General features: G+C 46.6%; 22 protein-coding genes and 2 tRNA genes. 12 read left to right on the top strand and 12 right to left on the bottom strand.

The genetic code is table 11. From position 1 onward, the window contains the following. The first annotated feature begins 63 nt into the window (after positions 1-63). From SK38_RS06900 to SK38_RS06890, 3 genes are read left to right on the top strand one after another with little or no spacing between them, the layout of a single operon-like run. On the top strand, positions 64-1,119 hold the full coding sequence (locus tag SK38_RS06900; protein WP_048235458.1) for an ABC transporter substrate-binding protein: 1,056 nt from the start codon (positions 64-66) through the stop codon (positions 1,117-1,119). Further along, positions 1,106-2,110, top strand: a complete 1,005-nt coding sequence (locus SK38_RS06895; protein ID WP_003832715.1) for a FecCD family ABC transporter permease — start codon at positions 1,106-1,108, stop codon at positions 2,108-2,110. Before SK38_RS06900 ends, SK38_RS06895 begins: the two co-directional genes overlap by 14 nt. Continuing rightward, positions 2,107-2,859: an ABC transporter ATP-binding protein gene (locus tag SK38_RS06890; protein WP_048235457.1), complete on the top strand. Its 753-nt coding sequence runs from the start codon at positions 2,107-2,109 to the stop codon at positions 2,857-2,859. Before SK38_RS06895 ends, SK38_RS06890 begins: the two co-directional genes overlap by 4 nt. Here the strand turns inward: SK38_RS06890 and SK38_RS06885 are convergent. The 7 genes from SK38_RS06885 to SK38_RS25325 form a co-directional block, all read right to left on the bottom strand. Beyond that, the gene (locus SK38_RS06885; protein WP_048235456.1) at positions 2,846-3,568 is read right to left on the bottom strand and encodes a substrate-binding domain-containing protein; all 723 of its coding nucleotides are present in this window, start codon (positions 3,566-3,568) and stop codon (positions 2,846-2,848) included. The two genes, SK38_RS06890 and SK38_RS06885, sit on opposite strands and share 14 nt — an antisense overlap. A gap of 186 nt (positions 3,569-3,754) precedes the next feature. Next, positions 3,755-3,831: transfer RNA gene (locus SK38_RS06880), tRNA-Val, on the bottom strand. A 4-nt stretch (positions 3,832-3,835) separates the two neighbouring features. Then, positions 3,836-3,912 (bottom strand) — tRNA-Val (locus SK38_RS06875). A gap of 199 nt (positions 3,913-4,111) precedes the next feature. Further along, entirely contained in the window at positions 4,112-4,594 is a 483-nt protein-coding gene (locus SK38_RS06870) for a glutathione peroxidase (RefSeq protein ID WP_008784641.1), read from the bottom strand. Positions 4,595-4,762: 168 nt separating this feature from the next. Further along, on the bottom strand, positions 4,763-5,311 hold the full coding sequence (locus SK38_RS06865) for a GNAT family N-acetyltransferase (RefSeq protein ID WP_048235455.1): 549 nt from the start codon (positions 5,309-5,311) through the stop codon (positions 4,763-4,765). Positions 5,312-5,343: 32 nt separating this feature from the next. Then, positions 5,344-5,676: an EmrE family multidrug efflux SMR transporter gene (locus SK38_RS23735; protein ID WP_063941528.1), complete on the bottom strand. Its 333-nt coding sequence runs from the start codon at positions 5,674-5,676 to the stop codon at positions 5,344-5,346. Positions 5,677-5,837: 161 nt separating this feature from the next. Then, a complete protein-coding gene (locus SK38_RS25325) occupies positions 5,838-5,987 on the bottom strand; it encodes a GNAT family N-acetyltransferase (RefSeq protein WP_213020202.1) in 150 nt (49 codons plus the stop codon). 246 nt (positions 5,988-6,233) lie between these two features. Here SK38_RS25325 and SK38_RS06860 point away from each other — a divergent pair, with 246 nt between their 5' ends. From SK38_RS06860 to SK38_RS06845, 4 genes are all read left to right on the top strand, one after another. Further along, positions 6,234-6,824 carry a GNAT family N-acetyltransferase gene (locus tag SK38_RS06860; protein ID WP_032943278.1) on the top strand — a complete coding sequence of 197 codons (591 nt, stop codon included), beginning with the start codon at positions 6,234-6,236 and terminating at the stop codon, positions 6,822-6,824. A 310-nt stretch (positions 6,825-7,134) separates the two neighbouring features. Then, the gene (locus SK38_RS06855) at positions 7,135-7,407 is read left to right on the top strand and encodes a hypothetical protein (RefSeq protein WP_048235454.1); all 273 of its coding nucleotides are present in this window, start codon (positions 7,135-7,137) and stop codon (positions 7,405-7,407) included. A gap of 4 nt (positions 7,408-7,411) precedes the next feature. Beyond that, positions 7,412-9,628, top strand: a complete 2,217-nt coding sequence (locus tag SK38_RS06850; RefSeq protein ID WP_048235453.1) for a hypothetical protein — start codon at positions 7,412-7,414, stop codon at positions 9,626-9,628. After that, positions 9,622-10,572 (top strand): hypothetical protein, encoded by a 951-nt coding sequence (locus tag SK38_RS06845; RefSeq protein WP_048235452.1) that lies wholly within the window; start codon positions 9,622-9,624, stop codon positions 10,570-10,572. The genes SK38_RS06850 and SK38_RS06845 overlap by 7 nt, the downstream gene beginning before the upstream one ends. A gap of 543 nt (positions 10,573-11,115) precedes the next feature. On the opposite strand, the gene SK38_RS06840 is transcribed toward SK38_RS06845, so the two are convergent. Then, positions 11,116-12,030 carry a LysR family transcriptional regulator gene (locus tag SK38_RS06840; RefSeq protein WP_048235451.1) on the bottom strand — a complete coding sequence of 305 codons (915 nt, stop codon included), beginning with the start codon at positions 12,028-12,030 and terminating at the stop codon, positions 11,116-11,118. Between the two features lie 114 nt (positions 12,031-12,144). Here SK38_RS06840 and SK38_RS06835 point away from each other — a divergent pair, with 114 nt between their 5' ends. The 4 genes from SK38_RS06835 to SK38_RS06820 all read left to right on the top strand — a co-directional run bounded on the left by SK38_RS06835 (position 12,145) and on the right by SK38_RS06820 (position 17,718). Then, positions 12,145-13,287, top strand: a complete 1,143-nt coding sequence (locus SK38_RS06835) for a M20 family metallopeptidase (protein WP_048235450.1) — start codon at positions 12,145-12,147, stop codon at positions 13,285-13,287. A gap of 114 nt (positions 13,288-13,401) precedes the next feature. Continuing rightward, entirely contained in the window at positions 13,402-14,784 is a 1,383-nt protein-coding gene (dcuC, locus tag SK38_RS06830; RefSeq protein ID WP_032943282.1) for a C4-dicarboxylate transporter DcuC, read from the top strand. Positions 14,785-14,824: 40 nt separating this feature from the next. Beyond that, positions 14,825-16,519 (top strand): NAD-dependent malic enzyme, encoded by a 1,695-nt coding sequence (locus SK38_RS06825; protein ID WP_048235449.1) that lies wholly within the window; start codon positions 14,825-14,827, stop codon positions 16,517-16,519. 155 nt (positions 16,520-16,674) lie between these two features. Next, positions 16,675-17,718 carry a ParB/Srx family N-terminal domain-containing protein gene (locus SK38_RS06820; RefSeq protein ID WP_048235448.1) on the top strand — a complete coding sequence of 348 codons (1,044 nt, stop codon included), beginning with the start codon at positions 16,675-16,677 and terminating at the stop codon, positions 17,716-17,718. A 109-nt stretch (positions 17,719-17,827) separates the two neighbouring features. Here SK38_RS06820 and trpS read toward each other — a convergent pair whose 3' ends face one another. The 4 genes from trpS to SK38_RS06800 all read right to left on the bottom strand — a co-directional run bounded on the left by trpS (position 17,828) and on the right by SK38_RS06800 (position 22,726). Next, positions 17,828-18,832: a tryptophan--tRNA ligase gene (gene trpS / locus SK38_RS06815; protein WP_048235447.1), complete on the bottom strand. Its 1,005-nt coding sequence runs from the start codon at positions 18,830-18,832 to the stop codon at positions 17,828-17,830. A gap of 215 nt (positions 18,833-19,047) precedes the next feature. Then, positions 19,048-20,832 (bottom strand): diguanylate cyclase, encoded by a 1,785-nt coding sequence (locus tag SK38_RS06810; RefSeq protein WP_048235446.1) that lies wholly within the window; start codon positions 20,830-20,832, stop codon positions 19,048-19,050. Between the two features lie 119 nt (positions 20,833-20,951). Then, positions 20,952-22,061: an AI-2E family transporter gene (locus tag SK38_RS06805; protein ID WP_003832733.1), complete on the bottom strand. Its 1,110-nt coding sequence runs from the start codon at positions 22,059-22,061 to the stop codon at positions 20,952-20,954. A 299-nt stretch (positions 22,062-22,360) separates the two neighbouring features. Beyond that, entirely contained in the window at positions 22,361-22,726 is a 366-nt protein-coding gene (locus SK38_RS06800) for a VOC family protein (protein WP_008784652.1), read from the bottom strand. 320 nt (positions 22,727-23,046) lie between these two features. Here SK38_RS06800 and SK38_RS06795 point away from each other — a divergent pair, with 320 nt between their 5' ends. After that, the gene (locus tag SK38_RS06795; RefSeq protein WP_008784653.1) at positions 23,047-24,006 is read left to right on the top strand and encodes a YbgA family protein; all 960 of its coding nucleotides are present in this window, start codon (positions 23,047-23,049) and stop codon (positions 24,004-24,006) included. Positions 24,007-24,011 lie beyond the last annotated feature (5 nt).

The raw sequence follows: 24,011 nt of genomic DNA, 5'->3' as shown, positions 1-24,011 counted from the left end.
CCAGGCCTCTCGTTATATAATTTAATGCATATCGTTTTTACTCCTCTATTCAGATGGTATCCCATGTTAACTTTCCGCTCTTTTGTGCTGGTTTGCGCCAGCATGTTGTTTGCGTTTTCTGCTCAGGCCGACCGAACGATCACCGATCAGCTTGGTCGACAGGTCACGATTCCTGACCACGTGGACAAAGTGGTCGTGCTGCAACACCAGACGTTGAATATTCTGGTCCAGCTCAATGCCCAGCAGGACATTGTTGGTGTGATGTCGAGCTGGAAAAAGCAGCTCGGGCCTGAATTTGCGCGCTTTATGCCGACGATTACTACATTGCCGACGCCAGGCGATCTCACCAGCGTGAACATCGAAAGCTTGTTGGCGATTCATCCGCAGGTGGTTTTTGTCGCCAACTATGCGCCCGCGGAGATGATCCAGCAGATTCAGAACGCCGGTATTCCGGTCGTGGCTATCTCATTACGCAAGGATGCCACCGGGCAACAGAATAAAATGAACCCGACCATGGCCGATGAAGAGCAGGTCTACAACGAAGGGTTGAAGCAGGGTATTCGCCTGATTGCGGACGTGGTTGGGCGCAAACCGCAGGCCGAAACGTTAATCGACTACGTTTTTACCGCGCGGGCAAAATTCAATGCGCCGGTTGCAAAAATCCCGGATGCGCAAAAAGTCCGTATTTATATGGCTAACCCCGACCTGATGACTTACGGCTCCGGGAAGTACACGGGACTGATGATGCAGCACGCGGGGGGATTAAATGTGGCGGCTGCCAGTGTGAAAGGTGCCCGTCAGGTTGCGCTGGAGCAGGTATTAGCGTGGAACCCGCAGGTGATTTTTGTCCAGGATCGCTATCCGCAGGTGGTAACTGAGATCCAAAACGATCCGAACTGGCAGGGGATTGATGCGGTGAAAAATCATCGCGTCTGGTTGATGCCTGAATATGCCAAAGCCTGGGGCTATCCGATGCCGGAAGCGTTGGCGATCGGTGAACTTTGGATGGCCAAAAAACTGTATCCGGATGCCTATAAAAACGTGGACGTTGATGCGCAGGCCCAGGACTACTATCAACGTTTTTATCGTGTGAACTGGCAGTCTGATGCAGCTAAGTAACCGTATTTTGCCCCAGCAACCGCTCTTAATCGTTGTGGTCCTGTTGCTGGGCGTCAGTTCGCTATGCCTCGGACAGTATCCGCTGTCGTTAAGCGAGGTGTTTTACCACCTGACGCACTATAGCGACGCTGAGGGAATAGGCAGCCAGGTTATCTGGACGGTCAGGCTACCGCGTATTCTGATGGCACTGCTGGCGGGGGGCGCGCTTGGGTTATGCGGCGCGACGCTGCAAGGGGTATTTCATAACCCTCTGGTCGACCCGCATATTATCGGCGTGACGTCGGGGGCGGCCTTTGGTGGAACACTGGCCATCCTGCTCGGACTTTCGCCCTGGCTGATGATGGGATCAACGTTTTTCTTTGGTCTGACAGCGTTGATCCTGGTGTATGCCATTGCTGCGTTACAGGGGCTGGAGAATACGCTGGTATTGATCCTGTCGGGTATCATTTTGAGCGGTTTTTTTGCCGCGCTGGTGAGCCTGATCCAGTATCAGGCTGATACCGAAGAGACGTTACCTAATATTGTGTTCTGGCTACTGGGCAGCTTCGCGACGGCCAACTGGCATAAAGTGCTGCTGTTGGCGGTCCCGGTCGGTATCGCCGCGACGGTTTTGTACCAGCTACGCTGGCGGATAAACCTGTTATCGCTCAATGACAAAGATGCCAGAGCACTGGGTGTGGCGGTGGTTCCTCTGCGACGCAGCGTTTTGGTGTGCTGCGCATTTTTGGTCGCTGCTCAGGTGGCGGTCAGCGGCAGTATTGCCTGGGTTGGATTAGTGATTCCGCATCTGGCGCGTTTGCTGGTGGGGGTTGATCATCGTCGTTTACTACCGTGCGCCTTCTGGTTGGGGGGCGGATTTATGATTGTGGTGGACGATATTGCTCGCACCCTGATGCACGCGGAGATACCGTTGGGGATTATTACCGCATTGTTCGGCGCGCCGTTGTTTGCTTTCTTACTCATTCGTACCAGTCGTCGGGAGAAATCATGATACCTGCCGCACTGCGTGTACATCAGCTTACTTATGGGTATCGCGCGCCACTATTTGAGCCGCTAACGTTCTGTTGCCAGAAAGGTGAGATCTGGGCCGTGCTGGGACGCAACGGCCTGGGTAAAAGTACACTGCTCGATACGCTAACCGGCACGCTGCCTGCTTTAGGCGGGAATATTGAAAATAACGGTGGGATAGGGATTGTGGCACAGCATAGCCATCTGCCGTTTCCGTACACGGTCAGCGACGTGGTGCTGATGGGGCGAGCACAGCACGTGAAGTTGTTTGCGCAACCCAGTCCGCAGGATCAAAAAAGAGCAATGCAGGCGCTAGAGCAGTTGAATATCGCGCATCTCGCCTCCAGCTCATTTGGCTCTCTTTCCGGCGGGCAGCAACAGTTGGTGATGATTGCCCGGGCTTTGGTGACGGAGTGTCAAACGCTGTTACTGGATGAACCGTGTTCCGCGCTGGATCTCGCCAATCAGCAGGTGGTGCTGCAGCTCATCAGCGATCTGGCCCATCAACAGGGATGCAGTATTCTCTTTTCGACTCACGATCCGCTTCATGCGTTACAGGTTGCTTCCCATACTTTGCTGCTACTCCCTGAAGGAAAATGGCGGGCAGGGCCCACGAACAGTATTGTGACGGAGGAGAATTTATTCCTGGCCTATGGCTTAACGCTGAGAAAACTCAACGTGGAGAACTACCAGACGCCGTTTATCGCACCGTTGTTTTCTATTCGTCGTTAAGCGGTATGAATCCTGCGGCGCTAAGAAATTCCTGCCCGCCGCGGGAGAGTATGAAATCAACCAGCGCCATGACTTCATTGGATGCATCAAGCACCGCCAGTTGGTATTCGCAGCGAATATTGTGCTCATCGGGAATAGCCACGTAATGTACGTCGGGCATCGCGCGCAGCGCGTGTGCGTAATGCGCGTAACCGATAAACAGATCGGCCAGTCCCTGGCGCAAGATCCAGGCGCTCGCCAGTTCCCCTTGTGGGATTTTTACCGTATCACGACCACCCACCAGCGGGATTGCGCGCGTCCGAAGCTGCTGCCCGAGCCCTGGTTCCAGTACATCCATATTGTCGAAAAATGCCCAGGTATAGTCTCCGGAAGGGTCGCAGCCGGGCGTTGATGTACCAGGTCGCAGCGTTGGGTCGCGGAGTAAATCCAGCCAGACACCGGTTCGGTTGCTGACAAGGCTCAGTTTGTTCCAGCAAAAAGTGTGCGTAGAGACGGCTATATTACGTGCTAACAGGTTTTGCGGATGTTCCCGGTTGGCCGAGGCAAAGAGCGCACACGGTTCTCCCGCTTCAATACGCTCACGCAATAAACCGGCCGGACCATATTCAACATTAACGTCTATTCCACTCATGCGCGTGAACTGGCTTATCAGTGGCGTAAATGCAGGGCGCAAACTGCCTGCGGCTAACAGGAATATGGAAGAGGGCATGGTATCCGATCTCTGGCGAATGACATTATGCGAAGAAGGTGAATGATACGCGTTGAGCATGGAATTTAGAATGATTTAGCGCAGTGCTATTGAATCATCAAAGGAAATGATAAAACTGACGGATACAAACTGAAGATAAAAAAATAGTTTTGAAGTGAAATAGCACCAAATCAAAGGGATATGATTTGGTGCGTCCGAGTGGACTCGAACCACCGACCCCCACCATGTCAAGGTGGTGCTCTAACCAACTGAGCTACGGACGCAAAATGGTGCGTTCAATTGGACTCGAACCAACGACCCCCACCATGTCAAGGTGGTGCTCTAACCAACTGAGCTATGAACGCAACGTTGTAGGTGACAACGGGGACGAATATTAGCGGCACAGACCGAATGAGGCAAGAGGGAAATAGCATTTTTCTTCCTGATCTCACGCGATTGCAGAGTAATTAAGCAAGTTGATTATATTTTGTTGATTTTGCAGCGTGTTTTTTATTCAGACAGCGAACTGGGGCATACCAGGGACGGTTTGAATTACAGAGGCGCTCAGACTTTAAGCAATGTAAGGATGGTGGTTTCTATTTTCTCTGGGGTAGTGAAGGGGGCAAATCGCTTAAGCGGCTTGCCGTCACGCCCGATCAGGAACTTAGTAAAATTCCACTTGATCCGCCCACCCAGCACGCCGGGTAATTCGTCTTTCAGGTAACGAAATACCGGGTGCGTAGCGGCACCGTTGACTTCCACTTTCTCAAACATCGGGAAGCTCACACCGTAGTTGATGTGACAGGTTTGCGCGATTTCGTCGGCTCCACCGGGCTCCTGGTTACCGAACTGGTTGCAGGGAAAACCAAGCACCACCAGACCCTGCGCGGCGTACTTCTTGTAGAGCGCTTCGAGGCCTGCATATTGTGGAGTGAAACCACAATGGCTGGCGGTATTAACCACCAGAACCAGTTTGCCAGCGTAGTCAGTCATACAGATGGGCTGGCCATGCAAACTGGTGGCAGTCAGTTGATGAAAGGGGGCCATGCCAGAATCCTCAAATAAGATAGCATTACTCATGTTGCCCGCGAGTGACAGGCTTCGCTGCGTATCTATTTATTATGATCGCAACTGCAGGATTAATAAACTTGCCATTGGTGCAGGGCAAAAATAGAAATTCTCTGCGGTTCGGTTATGGACATTCCATAATTTATTTTAACCAACCTGACGAGCGTTCCATTCGTCGCGCGTGATTTCCCAAAGTTCAGAATCCAGCAAACCGCTGACATACTCTTTCTTTTCCGTCTTGATAAGCCGCATGCCGCTACTGTCTGAAATACGTTTGGAACGGATATTAAGAGAGGCTTTCGGCGCACGCAATACCGTCTTATTTAACGTATTAAACCAGTAATCCGTAGCGACATTACTGGCCTCACGCATAAAACCTTGCCCCTGATATTCCGGAGCTAACCAAAATCCACGGTTATTATCCTCAACGTCATAAAGGCAAATTAAACCTATGAGAGCGTCAGGGGCCTCACGGAGTCTGATAGTCCAGATCCACGCAATCCCTTTTTCCATATCAGGCAGGGCAACGTTATTGACGTAATTCTCCGCACCGTTATCAGGATAGGGCCAGGGTACTGAGGAGACCATATAGCGAACTATCTCCCAGCGGGGATAAAGCACCTGAATCTGCGAGGCATCTTCGGCTTCTAATGGTTTTAACAGCAAGTGTTCCGTATGGAGTATTGGTATTTTCATATGCACTTTCCTACTCGGGCAAGATAAGAGGATCAATGTGGGGAGGATTTTGAAAAAATATTAATAACCAGAACCCCAGCACAAATAAGAAGCATACCTGCGATCGCCGGAAAATCTAGCTTTTGCCCACTTACCAACCAGCCCAAAAGACTGATTAATACGATTCCAGCACCTGACCAAATTGCGTATGCAATACCCGTTGGAATGGTCGACAGAGTTTGGGAGAGAAGATAAAAGGCTGTGCAGTAGCACACAATAGTTGCTACAGATGGCCATAGGCGTGTGAATCCGTCAGAGAACTTCATCAGGGTTGTACCTATGACTTCAGCTACGATGGCCCCGGCAAGGAAAATGTATGAATTCAAAATCTGACCCCATATGACAATTTAAAGCAAATATCGTATCACAAAGGGGTGGGTGAGTTTGAACACAGGAGTTATCCGCCCAAGACCTCGAAGCTGCCGTACTGAACTCATAGCGATTAGATTTCCGTTGGTGAGTTCTCCTGCCAAGAGCAAAAGAAAACTCAGGCTGATAATGCGATGGACATATCCATACAACGCAGATCTGTTTGGGCAAGTCTTGATGGGGATGTCGTTTCCTTGATAAACATAAAACCATGCTTTTCGTAGAAAGTTTGTGCGTTTGGTGTTGAGGTCAAGGTTAACTGTTTCAGCCCTCTTTTAATCGCCTCATTACATTTATAGATTTATCATGAAACGGTTTCGTTTCAACATCGTTGTTTAACAAAAGAGGGAAGTCCATTACTGGCACGGAGTGGACAAGTTACCAACATGAGCAGTGAGCAGATAATCGACTCTTGATGAGTCGATTATTCAATGCAAACGGGGCATAGTAATTCATTCAGTACAGGATTATGCAGCTCAATCCATCGACACAAAATAATTGTGAGGTTACAAATATGACGCCTACATTGCAAGGATCTCTTGTCACGCTCCGTCCTCTGCTTGAGACAGATGCTCAGCTATTGATTGATGCGGCAGCGGATGGGGAACTCTGGTCCCTGCCATTTACGGTGGTTCCGTCTGCTGACACCGCAGATTCGTACATTCAGAAAGCCCTCAAGGGGCAGATCGAAGGCACAGTCATGCCGTTTGCTGTAACGCTTTCGTCAGATCAACGTGTCATTGGGTCAACACGTTTCTGGAAGATTGATAGAGAAAACCGAAAGCTCGAAATTGGTCACACCTGGTATTCACAAAGCTGGCAAAAAACAGCTGCAAATACCGAGAGTAAACTGTTATTGCTGCGGTACGCCTTTGAGCAACTGAAGTGTGTTCGCGTTCAGTTTACGACTGATGTATTGAATGAGCGCTCGCAGGCTGCCATTCTCCGTATTGGTGCGATCCAGGAAAGCATCATCAGAAATGAACGAATTATGCCTGATGGTCGAAAACGTACTTCCATACGGTACAGCATAATTGATGATGAGTGGCCGCAGGTTCGGACCAACCTTGAGCACCGCCTTTCCAGTTACAGGAAAGAGAAATAACTCGAGGTTTTGCGGACAGAAGGTCTGCTGTGAGCGAGGAGCGGACGTCCATTCTTGACTTATTTCTACATAGTTTCCTTGGGTAATGTCAAGGGGGCTTTGCATTGATCGTTTCCGTAAAGAACTATAATGCTAACCCCACACAAGTGTGTTTAAGCCAGTTTTATTCTGCCACCCAAAGTGACATGATCAAATGCTGCAATCGATGCAACTGGTGACCAGTCTAGGGACAATTTTGCATAGTTTGACAATAATCCTTGTCTCTATTATATAAATTAAGAAGGTGTTTTTTTAATCAAGAGGACAAAACATGGCTCATCCAACTCCCAGAAAAGGTTCCATCATTAAAATTCGTGGTGTACTTGATATTGCTAACCGAAATCCTCAATGGGCTTTAGATTTAGAAAAGAACCCAGTGAAAACCATACGTGACTCTGGGTTAGATCTATCAAAAAATGAAATTGAGGCAATTGTTGATATAATCAAAAACACATCAAATTCGTTCTATGCTACACCTGAGCAAGGTGCTGATGATAAATTTCCTGAGTTACGTTCAATATGGCAAAGCATAAAAAGGAATTAGTAATATGCCCCAATATAAAAGCTCGCCATTTAATAATGATTTTAATTACGCTAGATTAATTGGTTTTGATTTTATAAAGGATATCAACGGTACTTTTTGGTTGGTTGAGGTGAATGATACTCCATCATATCTTTTGGGCTCAAAAAAACTCATGGATGGGCATAACTCACAAAAACTAGCATATCCCTATGAATATGCGGTAGATAAAATTTCGTCAGTGCTTGCTGGTACAAAAAATGATGGTGTGGCTGTTATTCTACGCCCACAAAATAATCATGTTGATGAAGAAGAATTTCATTGTGATTCTGATTATATAATGAAAAAAGTTAAATTATTAGGAAGGGAATGTATCGTTGCTTCTCCTAGTGATTTGGATCCATTTGATGGACTTATGTTGCGCGATGGAAGAAAAATAGCATCAGTTTATAGACGAACTCACATTCGTGCTGATTGTGCCCCAAGCCTTAGCACTATAAACCCAGCGGTATCTGGTTATATATGCAAAGATAAATTGGCAACTCATAAATTATTTTCCGATGCGGTTTTTATAAAGCCAATAAATACATCCTTAACACCAAATTTTGATGAATTGCATTTAAAAACAGAGTACTTAATTAGAAAGCCTAGATTTGGTTCTGCGAGCAATAATGTTTTTAGGTTTGCAAGGGACCAGATAGATAGGAATTCTACGGATGATGGGAATGTTTGGCAACCATGGATAGAACCTGATATTGTCTATATGAATGGCAAGGGTTATTATTATGATATTAGAGTTATTTCCTTCGATGGTGAAATCGTAGGTGCGTATGCACGATGTGCAGTAGCGCCGGTTGGTGGGATTGCGAAAAACACGGCTTTGGAGTGGTTGACAACAACAGGAAGAAAATTACCTTTATGTTTAAATTATCAGCCCGACTCCAATTTCATCATTGGTTTAACTGAAGATGAATTATCACTAATAAAAAATAGCATAATAAATTTTTCGGATTTATTGGAAGATAAAATAACCAGTTATTCAATCGAGTCAATAAATAATTTTTTTTGTATATCGCCTGAAGAACGCGCGCATCCAATTTTATATATTTCCGAATCCGAACACCTGAATCAAGTTACACTTTCAAATGAAACCATTAAAGCTGTAGAGGCACTAAATCCTAACCCATTAATTTATAATGTTAATTCAATAGCAGGTGATTGGGACGAATTAGCCTCAATATCCGGATGGGATTTAATGCCACAATTGTTTGTTGGGAGTGAGTATTTTGTCGGCAGTAGGGTCATAAAAGAAGCTGTACAATCTGGTGAAGTTCACCGTGCATTGATGAATAAACACAAGCCATTTTTTATCACAGAGGATATCGGAAAGTTTATATTATTGCCTGATAAAGAACATGGAGGTGATGTATGGGCTATCAGTTCTACTCCAGCAGGAGAAGTGCAAGTATCTGCTGCTGCTGATGGTACAATTCGGATCGTAAATAACCATCAAGTTACTCTTTATAAAATCAGTACAAGTTGGATTAACTCTATATCTATAAGTCCTAATGGGCAGCATGTTGCAGTTGGAACTAGCAAAGCGGAGGTTTTTTACTTCTCTCTCAGACAAGGGGGCATCAACAATATAAAAAAACTTATGGGTCATCCAAGATGGGTTAATGGTGTAATAGCCTTTGATAACCAACGGGTTATATCGGCCTCATCTGATGGGACTATTTCATTATGGACTAATGGTGAGTTTGAATTCTCCAAGTTTCGAAGTTGTTTCGGTGGTCACATTTTAGGTATGCATAGATGTAGTTCTGTTGATTTTGTTTTAATATGGTCTTCTGATGGTTTAATATCATTAATAGATAGTAAAAATTTACACACCTTACGTGAATGGCGACCAAATACAAAATATTATGTTACTTGCGCATGTGAAGCTCTAATTCAGAATGAATTGGGTTTTTATGCCATTGACATAAAGGGTAATCTATACTCATCAACTGTCTCACATGCAGTGCTTAATATTAATGAAAGGGTATGGGGAATGACTTCAAATAATTTCTCGCAAGAGATTTTATTAGTTACTATAAATGGTTCCATTATTAGATGGAGAGGAGGTGATGAAATATCTATAGTGAAAAACTTTGACAAGGACTCACCAACAGCCTGTTACCATATTACTCATCGTAATAAATTATTAGTTGGGTTTTCTAGTGGGAAAATTGAGTTATGCTAGAGAGAGAGTTTCTTAAGAGACAAAATGCACTTAGAAATAAACTTATTGATTTTGATTCCGAGAGGATTCTTATTTCAAAAATTGAAGGTTCAATCCAAGCAAACGATGAATATACTAAAATCAATTGTAATGGTTATGGAAGGCTAAGAGTATTCAGTAAGCTTGGGCTTCATTTTAATAACATTGAATCCAAAAAAGTTTCAGAATTAAAATGTTTGTTAAATGATGAAATATGTAGAACTCAAGTATTTCAATTAGCTGGTTGCGATTTCGGATGCTGGTATTGTTTTGTCGACTCATCTTTGCTCAGAGCCGATCCCAATAAATCTATCTGGATGTCAGCGAAAGATATTCTCGATTTAGCATTATTAGAACCTATTAAACCTTCAGTTATTGACTTATCTGGAGGGCAACCTGAACTTGTACCTGAGTGGTGTTATTGGGTTATGAGAGAAATCGAAAATAGAGGGCTTTTAGGTGAATTAACTGTGTGGACTGATGATAATCTAAGTTGTGATTTTTTTTGGTCTAAACTAAATGCTGAGCAACGCGCTTACATTTCTAAATTCCCAGGGCATTACAGAACAGTATGTATTAAAGGGTTTGATGAGAAAAGTTTTTCATTTAATTCTGGAGCCCCACATATATGTTTTGAAAAGCAATTATTGATTCTTGAAAAGCTCATTCGTGAAAATATAAGTCTAGAGATATATATCACTATGTTAGATGTACCTAGACCTATTGTTGAGGCGACTGACGCCATTGACAATCTAATTGATAGGCTCATTAGAATCTCCCCTAATCTTCCCTTTCGCGTAATCCCACTCAGAATCAGCTCGTTTGGCAATTTATTTACAAGAGCCACCCCAAATCGGCTTCAATCACTTGGTTTACAAATAGAAAGATTTAGTCTGTGGATGGAAAGGTTGGAAAAGAAAATGTAATTCTTTCTTATTAAAGTTGACGGGTAACGTATTTAACACATAAATCCAGACACTGTTCGCAATTCCTTAAACAGCCTCCATAATGATGGTTTGTTGACGTGGTTTATTCTAATCACTCACCACTGTAAACCCATCTACTTCTTTTATGGTGAGTTTCAGAATTGATGTGAACAACGTCTGCTCTTGGCACTGAGCAGTCGTATGAGGAGGTACTGTTTTTCACGTGAAATTTGAATAGTTGAAGGCCATAAGTACGGATGATGAGAGGCTTGAATAACCTGTGTGGTTTTGGAGTGGTTTTACCCCACTTGAGGCGTGATTTTGGGGGCATCTTTAGGAGCAGGGACATAAAAAGGGACACATTAATAGCTGCTATAACCCGCTATTAACTGTCCCAGTAATTGTTTATCGTAATGATTTATATGTTTTTTTTTTGAGTTTTGAAATGATTGTATTTTGTTAATTTTGCAGAATGCTATTTACTCAGGCTGTGCGTCGGGCGAGTCACACCTGATTGTTAAACTGCGTGATGTTTTTACATTTCTACGTGCTGGAGTCACTTAAATAATTACACAGCAACTTCCATAAGTAATGAGCAGCCGGTGTAAAACGATGATCGGAGCTACGCAATACATGCCACTGACACTCTCTGGCAATATGATGATCAATCGGTATTGCCGTCAATTCCCCAGGATAAGAATTTGCATTAGCGGTTTGTTCTGTCATAAAAGCAATCCCCAGTCCCGCACGGCACAGGGCTATTGCGCTGGTAAACAAATTACAGCAGTAGGATGGCCTGAACATAATCGCTTCATCGCGAAACATCGCAGTGAGATATCGCTGAAGCCCAAAATTGTCATGCATAGCAATCAGGCGATGCCGGGAAAGTTCCTGAAGCGTTACTTTCTTTAAACCAGAAATAACATGATCCTTCCTGACAATGGCACAAATGGCTCCCCGGTTATAGCTATATCGTTTAAGTGCCGGTTGCCCAACGGGACCAAATCCCACGGCCATATCCACTTCACCTCTTGCAATGAGTTCCATCGACGTTTCCATGTTGCCAGAAGTGATATCTACAAACACATTCGGGTAGATTTGGGCAAAATCGCTCACGACGTGGGTAATGATTTCCTGGACCATCCCTTGTCCAACGCGCAGCGTAACTGTCCCTCCACGCATATAGCGCATATCGCTGAGTTGCCGCTCAAGTTCATTGCGTTTTTGTTGAGTAATGGCGTAGTCATCAGCCAGTAATCTTCCCGCCTCGGTGAGGACAACGTTACGTCCTCTTTTCTCCAATAATGGCAGCTGTATTGTTCTTTCCAGAAGAGAGATTTGGCGACTGACAACCGAAGGGTTAAAGCCAAGGATGTCGGCGGCTCTGCGGATCCCACCGTACAATCCGACCATATATAAATAACGGATCGCTTTTTCTGGATAGGTGCTCAATGTCATGTTTTTGCCATTATTGTTGACCTGAAAGCAACAATAATAGCATAGGAGCCTGATTCTTTTTCAACCGGGATTCATCACATACTAATGCTAAATACCTATGCGGAGAGTGTGGCAATGAAGAGCGTTGTTAATTACTTACAGAAACATACTGACCTTATCATGGAAGATATCAGCGATTTGGTACTGGCTGAGTCTCCTTCAACTGATAAAGCTGCTGTTGACCACTGTGGTGACGTTTTAAAAGCTATTTTCGAAAAGCGTCTGGGTATACAGGCTGAAACTGAAAAACAGACACATTACGGTAACCAGTTAAAATTTGTTCTGGGAAAAGAGGGCCCGCAAACCACAATTTTGGGGCATTTTGATACGGTCTGGGATAAAGGGGTACTCTCACTTCGCGAAGAAGAGGGGAAATGGTATGGCCCGGGGATCCTCGATATGAAAGCCGGGATGATTCAGTCTATCTGGGCGGTTCGTGCGTTAAAAGAGAGCGGGCAGCTAGGCGGTAAGCGCATTGTTTTCCTGTGCAATAGTGATGAAGAACTCGGAAGTCCAAGTTCGAAGGAATGGATTATCCGTAATGCTACAGGATCTGAGCAAGTATTGGTTGTTGAACCGGCGACAACTCATGGTGATTTAAAAATTGCCCGTAAAGGCACTGGCCGCTACCGCATTGCTATCACAGGTCTTGCTGCGCATGCAGGCAATAATCCTGGTGAGGGGGTTAGTGCTATTGAGGAAATGGCTTTTCAGATCCTCAAATTGCGAGAGTTGAATGATCCTGAGCGCGGTACCACCGTTAACGTTGGTATTGTACGGGGTGGCAGTCGGGTTAATGTCGTCGCGGATTATGCCGAATTAGAAATTGATACCAGAGTGGAAAATCAGTCAGAAGCTGCACGGATCCATGATGCTATCACCCGTTTGACACCTCATTTGCAGGGTAGCCAACTCAGGATTGAAGGAGGGCAAACTCGCCCACCGATGGAACGTTCTTCAGCTTCCGAACAGCTATTTGAAAAAGCGCAAAAGATTGCGGAAATACTGGGCATTACGATTACCGCGAAATCGGCTGGAGGTGGTAGTGATGGCAACTTCACCGCGGCGTTAGGTATTCCTACATTAGATGGCCTTGGTGCGACAGGAGCCGGTATCCATGCGCTCCATGAGCATATATTACCCGAAAATATCGTTACCAGAACCGCACTGGTTGCTGGAATGATGCTTAACGATATTAATTCTGATGATGGAGCATAATTTTAGCTAAATACATCATACACACTCAACGACATTATTGTTTGTTATCCTCATGTAACCACTGTGGCTATATGGATTATTAATATCTTGACGAATAAATAACAGGACATATCCATGAGTGCTTTTATTATTGCGATAGTTATTACTGTTGTTGCGGCTTGGTTAATTATTAAGAATTACCAGCCGCAAACTATTTTGCTGTTAGCGGGGCTTTCCTTGTTAACAATTACAGCCATTTTCTACCCTGAAAAAAGTATCTTATATGGAAATGCAAAATCCACAGGGTCTGTCTGGATTGATATATTTGCTTTTGTAAAAGGTTCATTATCAACGCAGGTAGCAGGGATCGGTTTGATTATTATGGCGGCCGGTGGTTTCGCCAGCTATATGGATCATATTAAAGCTTCAAAGGCCATGGTTGATGTCTGCATTCGGCCGCTGGAGGCTTTAAAAGCACCTTACCTGATCCTTGCCATCGGCTACATTTTTGCGCAATTGCTCCATGTTGCCATCTCCAGTGCTGCGGGCCTTGCAATGTTATTATTGGTGACATTTTTCCCGGTCTTGGTTCGGCTTGGGGTAAGTAAGGCTGCTGCTGCGGCCATGATTGGCATGTGTGCCTTTATGGATCTTGGGCCGGCCGTTGGCACCGCGAACTTAGCTGCTGAATATGCTGGCATGGAAACAGCACTGTATTTTGCTCATTATCAGATGCCGGTAGCTGCGGCGGTGATGGTTGTCGTTTCTATATTAATCTATTTTACGGCGAAATATTTTGACAAAAAAGATGGACATGTTGTTGCGTCACAACGTGCTGTGCCTCCCGAGATTGCTGAAAAAGATGACGCGTCAGCACCTAAGTTCTACGGGTTATTGCCCATTTTTCCTGTCGTTCTGGTATTGGTGTTCAGTCCGTTGGTTGTTGATACCATTAAAGTCGATGTCGTGACTGCAATGGTTATCGGAACTATTGTCGCCTTTATTTTTGAGCTATGTGTAAAACGAAACTTTAAAGAGTGCTGCAAGGGAGTACAAGTCTTCTTTAAAGGTATGGGGAGTATGTTTACCAGTATCGTTTCATTACTGGTATGCGCCGAAATTTTCGCACAGGGATTACAAAAAATTGGTGCAGTGGATTATTTACTCGATGCGACACATAACGCTGGCTTTGGTTTCACCAGCATGACGATTGTAATGGCATGTTTGGTCGGGGTAACGGCTGTACTGACAGGATCGGGGGTTGCAGCCTTCTTTTCATTTGCCGGTATGGCGCAGTCTATTGCAACAAAGTTTGGTATGAACGCCGTACATATGCTTCTGCCGATGCAACTGATGGCTGGGATGGGGCGCGCAATGTCGCCTGTAGCCGGTATTATTATTGCCGTCAGTAAATCGGGTGAGTGTTCCCCATTTATGATCGTGCGCAGAACGGTCATTCCGGCACTTGGTGGAATCATAACTATGCTAATCGCTAATACGCTAATTTCCAGTATGTAATAGTAACTGAATACGGAAGATTTTTATCTGGATGAACACTATGTTAAATGAAAATGTAGATAATTTACTCTATATTCCTTACTCAGGTTCTGTCCTACTCGAATCTCCTCTTCTTAATAAAGGAAGTGCTTTTAGCAAAGAGGAACGAGTGATATTCAATCTGGAAGGATTGCTACCCAATGCAGTTGAAACAATTGAGGAGCAATCCCATCGAGCATATCGCCAGTTTAGCGATTTTAAGTCTGCTATCGCACAGCATATCTACCTTAGGAACATTCAGGACACTAACGAAACGCTATTCTATTATCTGGTAAATAAACATTTAGCAGAAATGCTCCCTATTATTTATACACCTGTTGTTGGCCATGCATGTGAACATTTTTCTGATATTTACCGTAGGGCCAGAGGGTTATTTATCGCATGGCCGGATCGCCATAAAATTGATGATATATTGCATAATGCCACGAAACAGCATATTCGTGTCATCGTCGTCACCGATGGTGAACGGATCCTGGGACTTGGGGATCAAGGTATTGGCGGTATGGGGATTCCAATCGGAAAACTGTCTTTGTATACCGTCTGCGGTGGTATAAATCCGGCAAATACATTACCCATTCTGCTGGATGTTGGAACCAATAATTCTCAACTGCTAAATGATCCTCTTTATATGGGATGGCGTCACCCAAGAATTACCGGGGAGGAATATTTTGAGTTTGTGGATATGTTCATAAACGCGGTTAAACGTCGATGGCCTGAGGTCCTACTGCAATTCGAGGATTTTGCTCAGCAAACGGCACTTCCTCTTCTGGAGCGATACAGAGATGAGATGTGCTGTTTTAATGACGACATCCAGGGAACTGCTGCCGTCGCGCTAGGATGTTTAATGGCGGCAAGCTCAGTCTCTGGTCGTTCATTATGCGAGCAAACAGTTGTATTTCTGGGGGCCGGATCGGCTGGTTGCGGTATTGCGGAGCATATTATTCAGCAGATGATCGCTGAAGGCTTGTCTGAAGTGGAAGCTCGCGCCAGAATTTTTATGGTGGATCGGTTCGGATTGTTGACTGATGACCAGGCAAACCTTCCACCTTTTCAGCGACAACTGTCACAGCCTCGAACGATCGTCGAAAGCTGGGGTGTGGAAAGCGAAAAAATGACGCTGATGGATGTTGTTTGTCACGCACATCCTACGGTGTTGATAGGTGTTACCGGCCAACCAGGCTTGTTTAGCGAAGCTATTATTAGGGAAATGTACAAGTACTGTAAGCTCCCAATAATCATGCCGTTATCCAACCCAACTTCGCGGGTCGAGGCGAGGCCGGAAGATATTATTGAATGGACAGAGGGAAACGCCATTGTTGCAACGGGAAGTCCATTTAATCCCGTAATATACAAAGGAAAGGAGTATCCCATTGCACAATGTAATAATGTTTACATCTTCCCTGGTATTGGTCTAGGGTGTCTGGCAAGCCGCGCCACACGAATTACAGAAAATATGTTAATAACGGCAAGCCGAACGTTAGCCTCTTTTTCGCCAATGAAAAGCAATAAAGATTCTCCATTATTACCGGATATAAATAATATTCAGGAGGTAACAAAGGCCATTGCCTTTAGTGTTGGTATTGCAGCGCAACGCGATGGCGTAGCCATTCGTATACCGGAGGAATCATTACGAGGCAAAATTGACGAGATTTTTTGGCATCCGCAGTATCGTCAATACAGACGGACCTCATACTGACGCTAATCAACCCCCTCTCTGGAGGGGGATTGACGCCACTCATCGATAGGGAGGTTGGATTTTGACACAATGCATCTTATTCTCAACGCAAGACACCCTTGCTGACCGATGGCGAAGCTCATGGGATATTAACCCGTTACTCAGGGAAGGCGGCAATGACAGATTATTGGTGGAAAGACCTGGTTGATCGTAATAACCAGTGGCAAGGGTTGGAACTGATCTTCAAAGAAAATCAAAAAACTGAGCCAGCGATGGAAATGCTCAGTGGCCATTTTGGGCGTATGGCATTGCAGCTCGCCGGAGAGCCGTTATTCTGGGCCTCAATGCTTGAAGATCATTCCGGCGTTTGGCTGGTTTTTAATGCAGATCATCCACGGAGCCAGGAGATGTTACCTGCGGTAACTTCTGAAGATATTGAACGGATAAAAGCCAAAGGCGAGCAGATGTGGATCGGCGAATGGTGCCGGTATTTTGTTCGTCAGTTAATGAATGCGCCAATACCATTACTCTCACCGCAGCGTTGGTTGATAAGACCGATGTTACCGATTCAATGTTCATCGCGCTATTCCAGTCCCCAACCCATTGCGTTAGAAAACTGGCGTTTCTCAGCGCCAGAAAGCACTGAAAATATTAACTGCCAGTGGACGCTGTACGGTGAAGATTTCCCAGATCTGACGCAGCCGGAAAACGTCAGATTGGTTGACTGGTGGTGGGGCGGTTATTTGCTGCGGGGGCGTTATGCCATTCAACCCAATACGGGGAGATTAAAATGGTGGCGTAAAAAATGCCGAGAGGGGACGTTGCCGCCGATACTGGTCTGGTATATCGCCGGATTAGGATCTTATGTGATCCTTGATGGGCATTATCGATTACAGGCGGCGATCGAAGAGCAGATCCCCCCTTTATTTCTGGTGTTGAGCGAGCTTAATGAAACGGAATATCCTGCCGATGCTGCCCATCAGGCGCGTATCGTTCAGTCGCTGGAAAAGCAGCTGGCTAACAACCCCAATTACAGTTTCAATGCGGTAAATCAGACGCTGATTAGTCTCTATGACAGACGATATCTTTACGCGTCAACGCATAGCCGCGCTACTCTCGGTGAGGGAACCCAATGGGCTACGGAGGTGGAACGTTATCTGCAAAAACATCATCTTGATGCGTATCGGGACAAGATTTTTCAGCGGGTTAAAGGAGATTGATTTTTACCCTAAATTTTTTCGATAAAACGCGAGCCAGCTTCTGATAACTCCCGGCGGTGGCATTCAGACGGGAGTCATCGTTACTTATCGCTCCTGTTGCAACTCGATATCAGAACACCGGCAAACCCAGTCCTTGCTTCACTTCTCTTAATGTCTGCTGCGTAATCTCGTGCGCCTGCTCGCTTCCTTTTTTGAGCATCGCCATCAGCATGCCTTTATCCTGAATGTAGGTTGCACGCCGCTCGCGCATTGGCGCGATGAGTTCTTGCAAGCACACTTCCAGCTCGTTTTTGCATGTCCGGTCACCCCGTCCACCCCGTTGGTAATGCGCTTTCATTTCCGCCACTTTTGCTTTATCCGGATGAAAAGCATCGAGGTAAGTGAATACCATATTGCCGTCTATTTGCCCTGGGTCGGACACTTTCAGATGATTAGGGTCGGTGTACATTGCGCTGACCGCGCGGTGAATGGTTTCTTCGCTGGCTGACAGGAGCAATGTGTTACCAAGCGATTTTGACATTTTGGCATTTCCGTCGATCCCTGGAAGGCGGCTGGTTTCACTCAGCAGCGCTTTGCAGTGCGATAAGACGGGGGCCGGTAACAGGCTATTCATCTTATGTACTATCTCATTAGTCTGTTCAATCATTGGCAACTGATCGTCGCCGACGGGAACGACTTCGGCTTTGAAGGCCGTAATATCTGCCGCCTGACTGATGGGATAAACCAGAAAACCAACCGGTAACGAGCGGGCGAACCCTTTCTGCGCAATTTCATTTTTGACCGTAGGATTACGCTCCACGCGAGCCACGGTGACGATGTTCATATAAAGCGCGGTTAACTCTGCGAGAGCAGGCAGTGCAGATTGCAGACAGATGGTGGTAAGTGACGGGTCTATTCCTGCGGCAAGATAGTCGGCAAGTACTTCGGGAATATTGTTGCGGATCTTTTGCGGTGTGCTGCCGTTATCGGTTAACCCTTGTAGGTCAGCCACCAATATAAACTGCTGATAATCGTGTTGCAGCGTGGCGCGCTGGCGCAATGACCCCACATAATGGCCAAGATGCAGCGGGCCGGTGGGACGATCGCCAGTGAGGATGATGGTTTTATTGTTCATGTAAGACTCCTTAGTCATAAAACCGAAAGGGGTCTCTAAATGCAAATAACCGCCTTTCGGCGGTTATTTAAAATGAGGAAAACACATTCTGACCGCCTTTAAGAAGGCAGCCACCACAGGTTGTGATTAAAACCGTTGATATCGTGTTTTGTGTTCATCCAATTAACATACCACCTGGCCTAGAGGTAAAGCAATGCCCGAAGTGATGGCTCATATCAGCTCGCTTCCAGCATGCCAAAGCTCACAATGCGCGAACGACCTAACTCTTTCGCGCGGTACAGTGCGACATCTGCGGCGCGTAACAGGTTGTCGCTCTGGGCATGCTGCGGGTAACTGGCGACACCTATAGAGACATCCACGTGTCCAATATCGGAAACGCCAAAGCGCAGCGACAGTTCGCGTACGCCGTTGTAGATTTCCGTAGCAAAGCGGTTAGCGGCCTGTTCATCCGTATTGGCCAGCAGTACCAGAAACTCTTCACCGCCGTAGCGGAAGGCCATGCCGCTGTCGTGGACAACGCGCTGAATAGTCGCAGCGATACTTTTAATCACGCTATCGCCAGCCTCATGGCCAAAGCGGTCATTAATACTTTTAAAATGATCGATATCGATCATCAGGCAACTGATTGGTTCTTTGTTACGCACTGCCTGGCTCACCTGGGTACGCAGTGTATCTTCAAGATGATGACGGTTGCGCAGTCCGGTTAGCGGGTCATAGAGCGCTTTCTCCAGCAGGGCGTCACGCAGACGCTGGTTGGCTAATGCGAGGCCGAGTGCTTCTGCCATCAGCTCCAGATATGCACGGGAGGGGGCGGAATCATCGCTAAGGTTCTGGAATGAGAGCAGACCGATGGCTTCGCCCTGGGCAATCAGCGGAACACACAGGGTGTGGTGCTGGCATGACTCTGGCAGATGGTAGCAGGCGATATCGGGTTCACCTTGTACCGGAGGATGACTCTGGCCGCGGCGCACAGCCCAGCATTCGTCCGGGTGGAACGCATCCGCTTTACCCTGCGGAGAAAGCCATTGTGCAACGCAGCGCATTTGCCAGGGTTCCTGATCCAGTATGTAAAGCCGCCCGGCAATACCTGGAGCAATATTCGGTGCAAACAGCTCTGCCACATTGATGACATCGGCAAAACTCTCGCAGCCTTGCAGACGCTGCGTCATACGCGCCAGCAGATCACGGATTGCCCAGTCGGCATCTCGTTCTTTCTCAAGTCTCTGACGCGCCAGACCGTTCTCGCGAAATATCCGGATCGCCTGCGCCATATCACCTATTTCATCTATCTGGTTAAAGCTGGGCGTCTCAACGGCATAATCCTGCGATGCGAGACGGTTTACGACATCGCTCAAACGCACGACGGGGCGCAGGACGCGACGCTTTAAAATGAAACCGAGAACGAATAAAAACAGCAGCGCTGTCAGACCGACCATCACTTCAGAGGCTGTCCGCAGCATGCGGGATGACTGGGTTGCATCTTCAATTGTATTGCGTACGCGGTTATCGAGCAGTTGGCGGAAATGCTCTATCCGGTCCTGGGCGCGTTCCAGTTCCTGTTCATAGCTTTTCCCATAGAGCAGGGCAATAGCCTGCGACTCTTCTGCGCGCGCGACGCTGGCAAGCGCCGCAGCTTGCTCGTCCTGCAGGGCATCAACAATCTGTAGCCCTTCGTGCAATAGCGCCAGCTCTTCATCCGTTGCCCCAAGGTCTTTGAGCTTTGACAGCCGATGCTCAACAGCTTTCAGCGTCGCTTCTTTCTGACGGTAGGCGTTAAGCACCTCAGGATCTTTTGCAATAACATAGTCGCGCGCCAGGTCGGACAGCGACCAGGCATCGAGTTCGACTTCTTCGGTAAGTTGATCGAACTGATAACGCTGTTCTACCACCTGGCGTTCTGTGTTATCGGCGCTGGATGCCATCAGCATGACAACGCCTGAAGCGATGGTCAGGCATACCGTCGCGCTATAGGCCCAGTTGGTGATTGTGGCAATTCGCACTGATTAGTTCCTTCTGCGACGATTAATGAATACGCATGATTGCAATTATAGGAAACGCATGATTTTGAGTGAAAATAAAAAAGGCGGTCCAGAAACCGCCTTCTGTTATCGTCCTGCAATCATAAATCTGGAGGATTTTTTCCTTCTTCCATAAAGGCTTCGTCGATTCCTTCCACGTTACCTTCATGGTCACGCCCGGAAAACAGGTTCCAGCAGGTTATGAATAGTGCAGCAATCAGGGGGCCAATCACAAAGCCGTTAATGCCGTAGATCTCCATGCCGCCGAGAGTGGTAATCAAAATCAGATAGTCCGGCATTTTGGTGTCTTTACCTACCAGCAGCGGGCGCAGGATATTGTCCACCAGCCCAACGATAATCACGAAGAAGCCAACGATAAACAGCCCTTGCCATAGCTGGTGGGTGGCGAACAGGAATATTGCTGCAGGGACCCAGACGATCGCTGAGCCCACGGCAGGCACGAGGGAGAGAAACGCCATCAACGCCCCCCACAGAACGCTGCCGTCGATATCCACAATTGCAAACGCGATGCCGCCAAGAATACCCTGAACCAAAGCGACGACCGCCGTGCCCTTGACGGTTGCCCGCGTCACGCCGACGAATTTGGCAAACAGGTGCTGTTTGGCAAAATCAGAAAGGGGTAATGAGTCCAGAATCTGGCGCACCAGATACGGTCCATCCTTCAGTAAGAAGAACAGCAGATACAGCATGATGCCAAAACTGATAGCAAAGCCGAATGTCCCTTTCCCAATCAGAAATGCACTGCCAGCAAGGTACTGCCCGCCTTGCAGCACGACATCGGACAGTTTTTTCTGGATCTGCGCGACATCATCCAGATTGTGTTCTGCCAGAAATCCTCTGGCCCAATCAGGAAGGTACGAAAGAATAGAAGTGACGACTTCCGGGAACTGCGTGTCATTCTGTTGCAGTTTGGTGTACACCACGTTCAGTTCAATGGCCAGCGATGACAGGATTACCATCAGCGGGATAAAGACAATCAGACAGATAATGACGATGGTAATCAACGATGCCAGCCCGTTGCGTTCGCCAAGCGCGCTACGCAGTCTGTTTTTTACCGGGTTAAAGATAGTCGTTAATATCGCGGCCCACAAAATGGCGGAAAAGTAGGGGGACAATACATCGAAGAACGCCCAGGTCACGAGGGCAAGTATGAAAATGAAGAAGCCTTTAGTCAGTCCGTTAAATCGCATTAGTGAACCCTGTAATGAGAAGCAGTCCCGACTATAGAACCGTTCAGGGGATTTACCAACTTTAGCTGCAGATATTTAGAATAAAGATGTTGCACTAAGGCTACATTCTTATTGTCCTTGCTTCACTGGCGGGAGAGCTATCCTCGCCTCAGTTCAAACTTAATCTTAGACATATACGAATTCCTTCTTTTCAACGATACTCTTATGCTATGAGTTCAAATAAGCAGCGTTATTACAGCTCTTCAGGCAGATTCAAAATCAACATCGAATAATTTTTCGATATCCAAACTGCACCTTAATCAGTCCGGCGCATGGCAGACAGCCTCAATATTATGGCCATCAGGTGCAATGACAAATGCGGCATAGTAGTTTTCGCTATAGGAACGTAAGCCAGGTGCTCCGTTATCCTGGGCTCCCGTGCGCAAAGCTGCATTGTAAAATTCATCAACTTGCTGCCGGGTTTTTGCGACAAACGCCAGATGCAGAGGAGCCGGCTTGTCATTCGTGTGGAACAGACAAAGTGAAACATTCTCGGAGCCCATTTCAACACCGTAGCTTGGTGTGCCTTCATCGATGAGTTCTACGCCAAGCGGCTGAAGCGCGTTGAGAAAGAAAATTTTACTTTTTTCGTAATCACTTACACCGATTTTCACATGATCGAAAATTCTTTATTCCTCATGAAGATATGAACAAATAAAGAGTATATAAAGAGATTGAAGTCGAATTCACGTAAGAACCTGTCAATGTGATGAACATCAATTTAGAGATCTATATATCTACAGTACCTGCCTTTGCTGTTTTAATTGGATTCTTTGATTGCCTGGTTTGTATCCCGCCTAAATATTCATTAGGAATGGCACGATTATGGGGGATACTTACACTTGCATCTATCAGTTCAACTCACAGCAGATAACTTACGCTATGATTTAATAGTGAAACCGTCATTTTTTCCCGAAAAGGGTCGTCAATTAACGAGAGGGTCGCTATGAACACTCAGCCTGTCATCGGGATTAGTGGATGTTTAACTGGTTCAGCCGTGCGATTCGACGGTGGGCATAAACGGATGGGGTTTGTGATGGACGACCTGGCTCAGTGGGTGACTTTCAAACCTGTCTGCCCAGAGATGTCCATCGGTTTGCCTGTACCACGTCCCGCGTTGCGTCTGGTTCAAACCGCCCAAGGGAATGTCCGCATCTGTTTTAGCCATGCGCCTGGTGAGGATGTAACCGATAAAATGTCCGATTTCACCAACTCATATCTTCAGGGACTTGGTGGCCTCTCGGGTTTTATCGTCTGTGCTAAATCACCGAGTTGCGGTATGGAAAGAGTGAGACTGTATGACGAGAAGGGAAATCGTGGGCGAAAAGAAGGGACTGGTCTGTTTACTGGCGCGTTAATGGAAACCTACCCGTGGTTGCCAGTCGAAGAAGATGGCCGCTTGCACGATCCAGTGCTGAGGGAGAACTTTGTCGAACGCGTGTTCGCATTGCATGAGCTTAACAGGCTGCGGGCCAATGGTCTTACTCGCCATGGCTTACTCAACTTTCACAGTCGCTATAAGCTCCAGCTTCTGGCTCATCACCAGGCCGGTTACCGGGAAATCGGCCCATTCGTTGCCTCGCTTCACCAGTGGGATGATTTGGACGCTTTTTTCGTTGTCTATCGTGAAAAGCTCATGACGATCCTCAAAAAGCCCGCCTCACGAAAAAATCACACCAACGTACTGATGCATATCCAGGGCTACTTCCGCGAACGGTTGAACTCCCGCCAGCGCGGAGAGTTACGTGACGTTATCCTCAACTATAGCGGTGGGCTGCTGCCAATATTGGCGCCTCTGACGCTACTCAAGCACTATCTGGCTGAATACCCAGACAGCTATCTGCTTACCCAGAACTATTTTGATCCTTATCCGAATGATTTAGCGCTACGGTTGATGATCAAATAGTCTGA

The sequence above is a fragment of the Citrobacter sp. MGH110 genome (genome assembly GCF_001037515.1).
In the GTDB taxonomy this organism is placed as follows: Bacteria; Pseudomonadota; Gammaproteobacteria; order Enterobacterales; family Enterobacteriaceae; genus Citrobacter; species Citrobacter portucalensis.
Note: the sequence above shows the minus strand (reverse complement) of the source record. Positions and strands in the feature narration are given on the sequence as shown.

Bases quoted from the DNA above. Each gene is read 5' to 3' on its own strand.
- SK38_RS06825 (WP_048235449.1), top strand. From the start codon at position 14,825: ATGTTAAATGAAAATGTAGATAATTTACTCTATATTCCTTACTCAGGT.
- SK38_RS06840 (WP_048235451.1), bottom strand. From the start codon at position 12,030: ATGACATTGAGCACCTATCCAGAAAAAGCGATCCGTTATTTATATATG.
- SK38_RS06895 (WP_003832715.1), top strand. From the start codon at position 1,106: ATGCAGCTAAGTAACCGTATTTTGCCCCAGCAACCGCTCTTAATCGTT.
- SK38_RS06805 (WP_003832733.1), bottom strand. From the start codon at position 22,061: ATGCGATTTAACGGACTGACTAAAGGCTTCTTCATTTTCATACTTGCC.
- SK38_RS06860 (WP_032943278.1), top strand. From the start codon at position 6,234: ATGACGCCTACATTGCAAGGATCTCTTGTCACGCTCCGTCCTCTGCTT.
- SK38_RS06885 (WP_048235456.1), bottom strand. From the start codon at position 3,568: ATGCCCTCTTCCATATTCCTGTTAGCCGCAGGCAGTTTGCGCCCTGCA.
- SK38_RS06820 (WP_048235448.1), top strand. From the start codon at position 16,675: ATGACAGATTATTGGTGGAAAGACCTGGTTGATCGTAATAACCAGTGG.
- SK38_RS06865 (WP_048235455.1), bottom strand. From the start codon at position 5,311: ATGAAAATACCAATACTCCATACGGAACACTTGCTGTTAAAACCATTA.
- SK38_RS06845 (WP_048235452.1), top strand. From the start codon at position 9,622: ATGCTAGAGAGAGAGTTTCTTAAGAGACAAAATGCACTTAGAAATAAA.
- SK38_RS06900 (WP_048235458.1), top strand. From the start codon at position 64: ATGTTAACTTTCCGCTCTTTTGTGCTGGTTTGCGCCAGCATGTTGTTT.
- dcuC (WP_032943282.1), top strand. From the start codon at position 13,402: ATGAGTGCTTTTATTATTGCGATAGTTATTACTGTTGTTGCGGCTTGG.
- SK38_RS06795 (WP_008784653.1), top strand. From the start codon at position 23,047: ATGAACACTCAGCCTGTCATCGGGATTAGTGGATGTTTAACTGGTTCA.
- SK38_RS06890 (WP_048235457.1), top strand. From the start codon at position 2,107: ATGATACCTGCCGCACTGCGTGTACATCAGCTTACTTATGGGTATCGC.
- trpS (WP_048235447.1), bottom strand. From the start codon at position 18,832: ATGAACAATAAAACCATCATCCTCACTGGCGATCGTCCCACCGGCCCG.
- SK38_RS06855 (WP_048235454.1), top strand. From the start codon at position 7,135: ATGGCTCATCCAACTCCCAGAAAAGGTTCCATCATTAAAATTCGTGGT.
- SK38_RS06870 (WP_008784641.1), bottom strand. From the start codon at position 4,594: ATGGCCCCCTTTCATCAACTGACTGCCACCAGTTTGCATGGCCAGCCC.
- SK38_RS06850 (WP_048235453.1), top strand. From the start codon at position 7,412: ATGCCCCAATATAAAAGCTCGCCATTTAATAATGATTTTAATTACGCT.
- SK38_RS06835 (WP_048235450.1), top strand. From the start codon at position 12,145: ATGAAGAGCGTTGTTAATTACTTACAGAAACATACTGACCTTATCATG.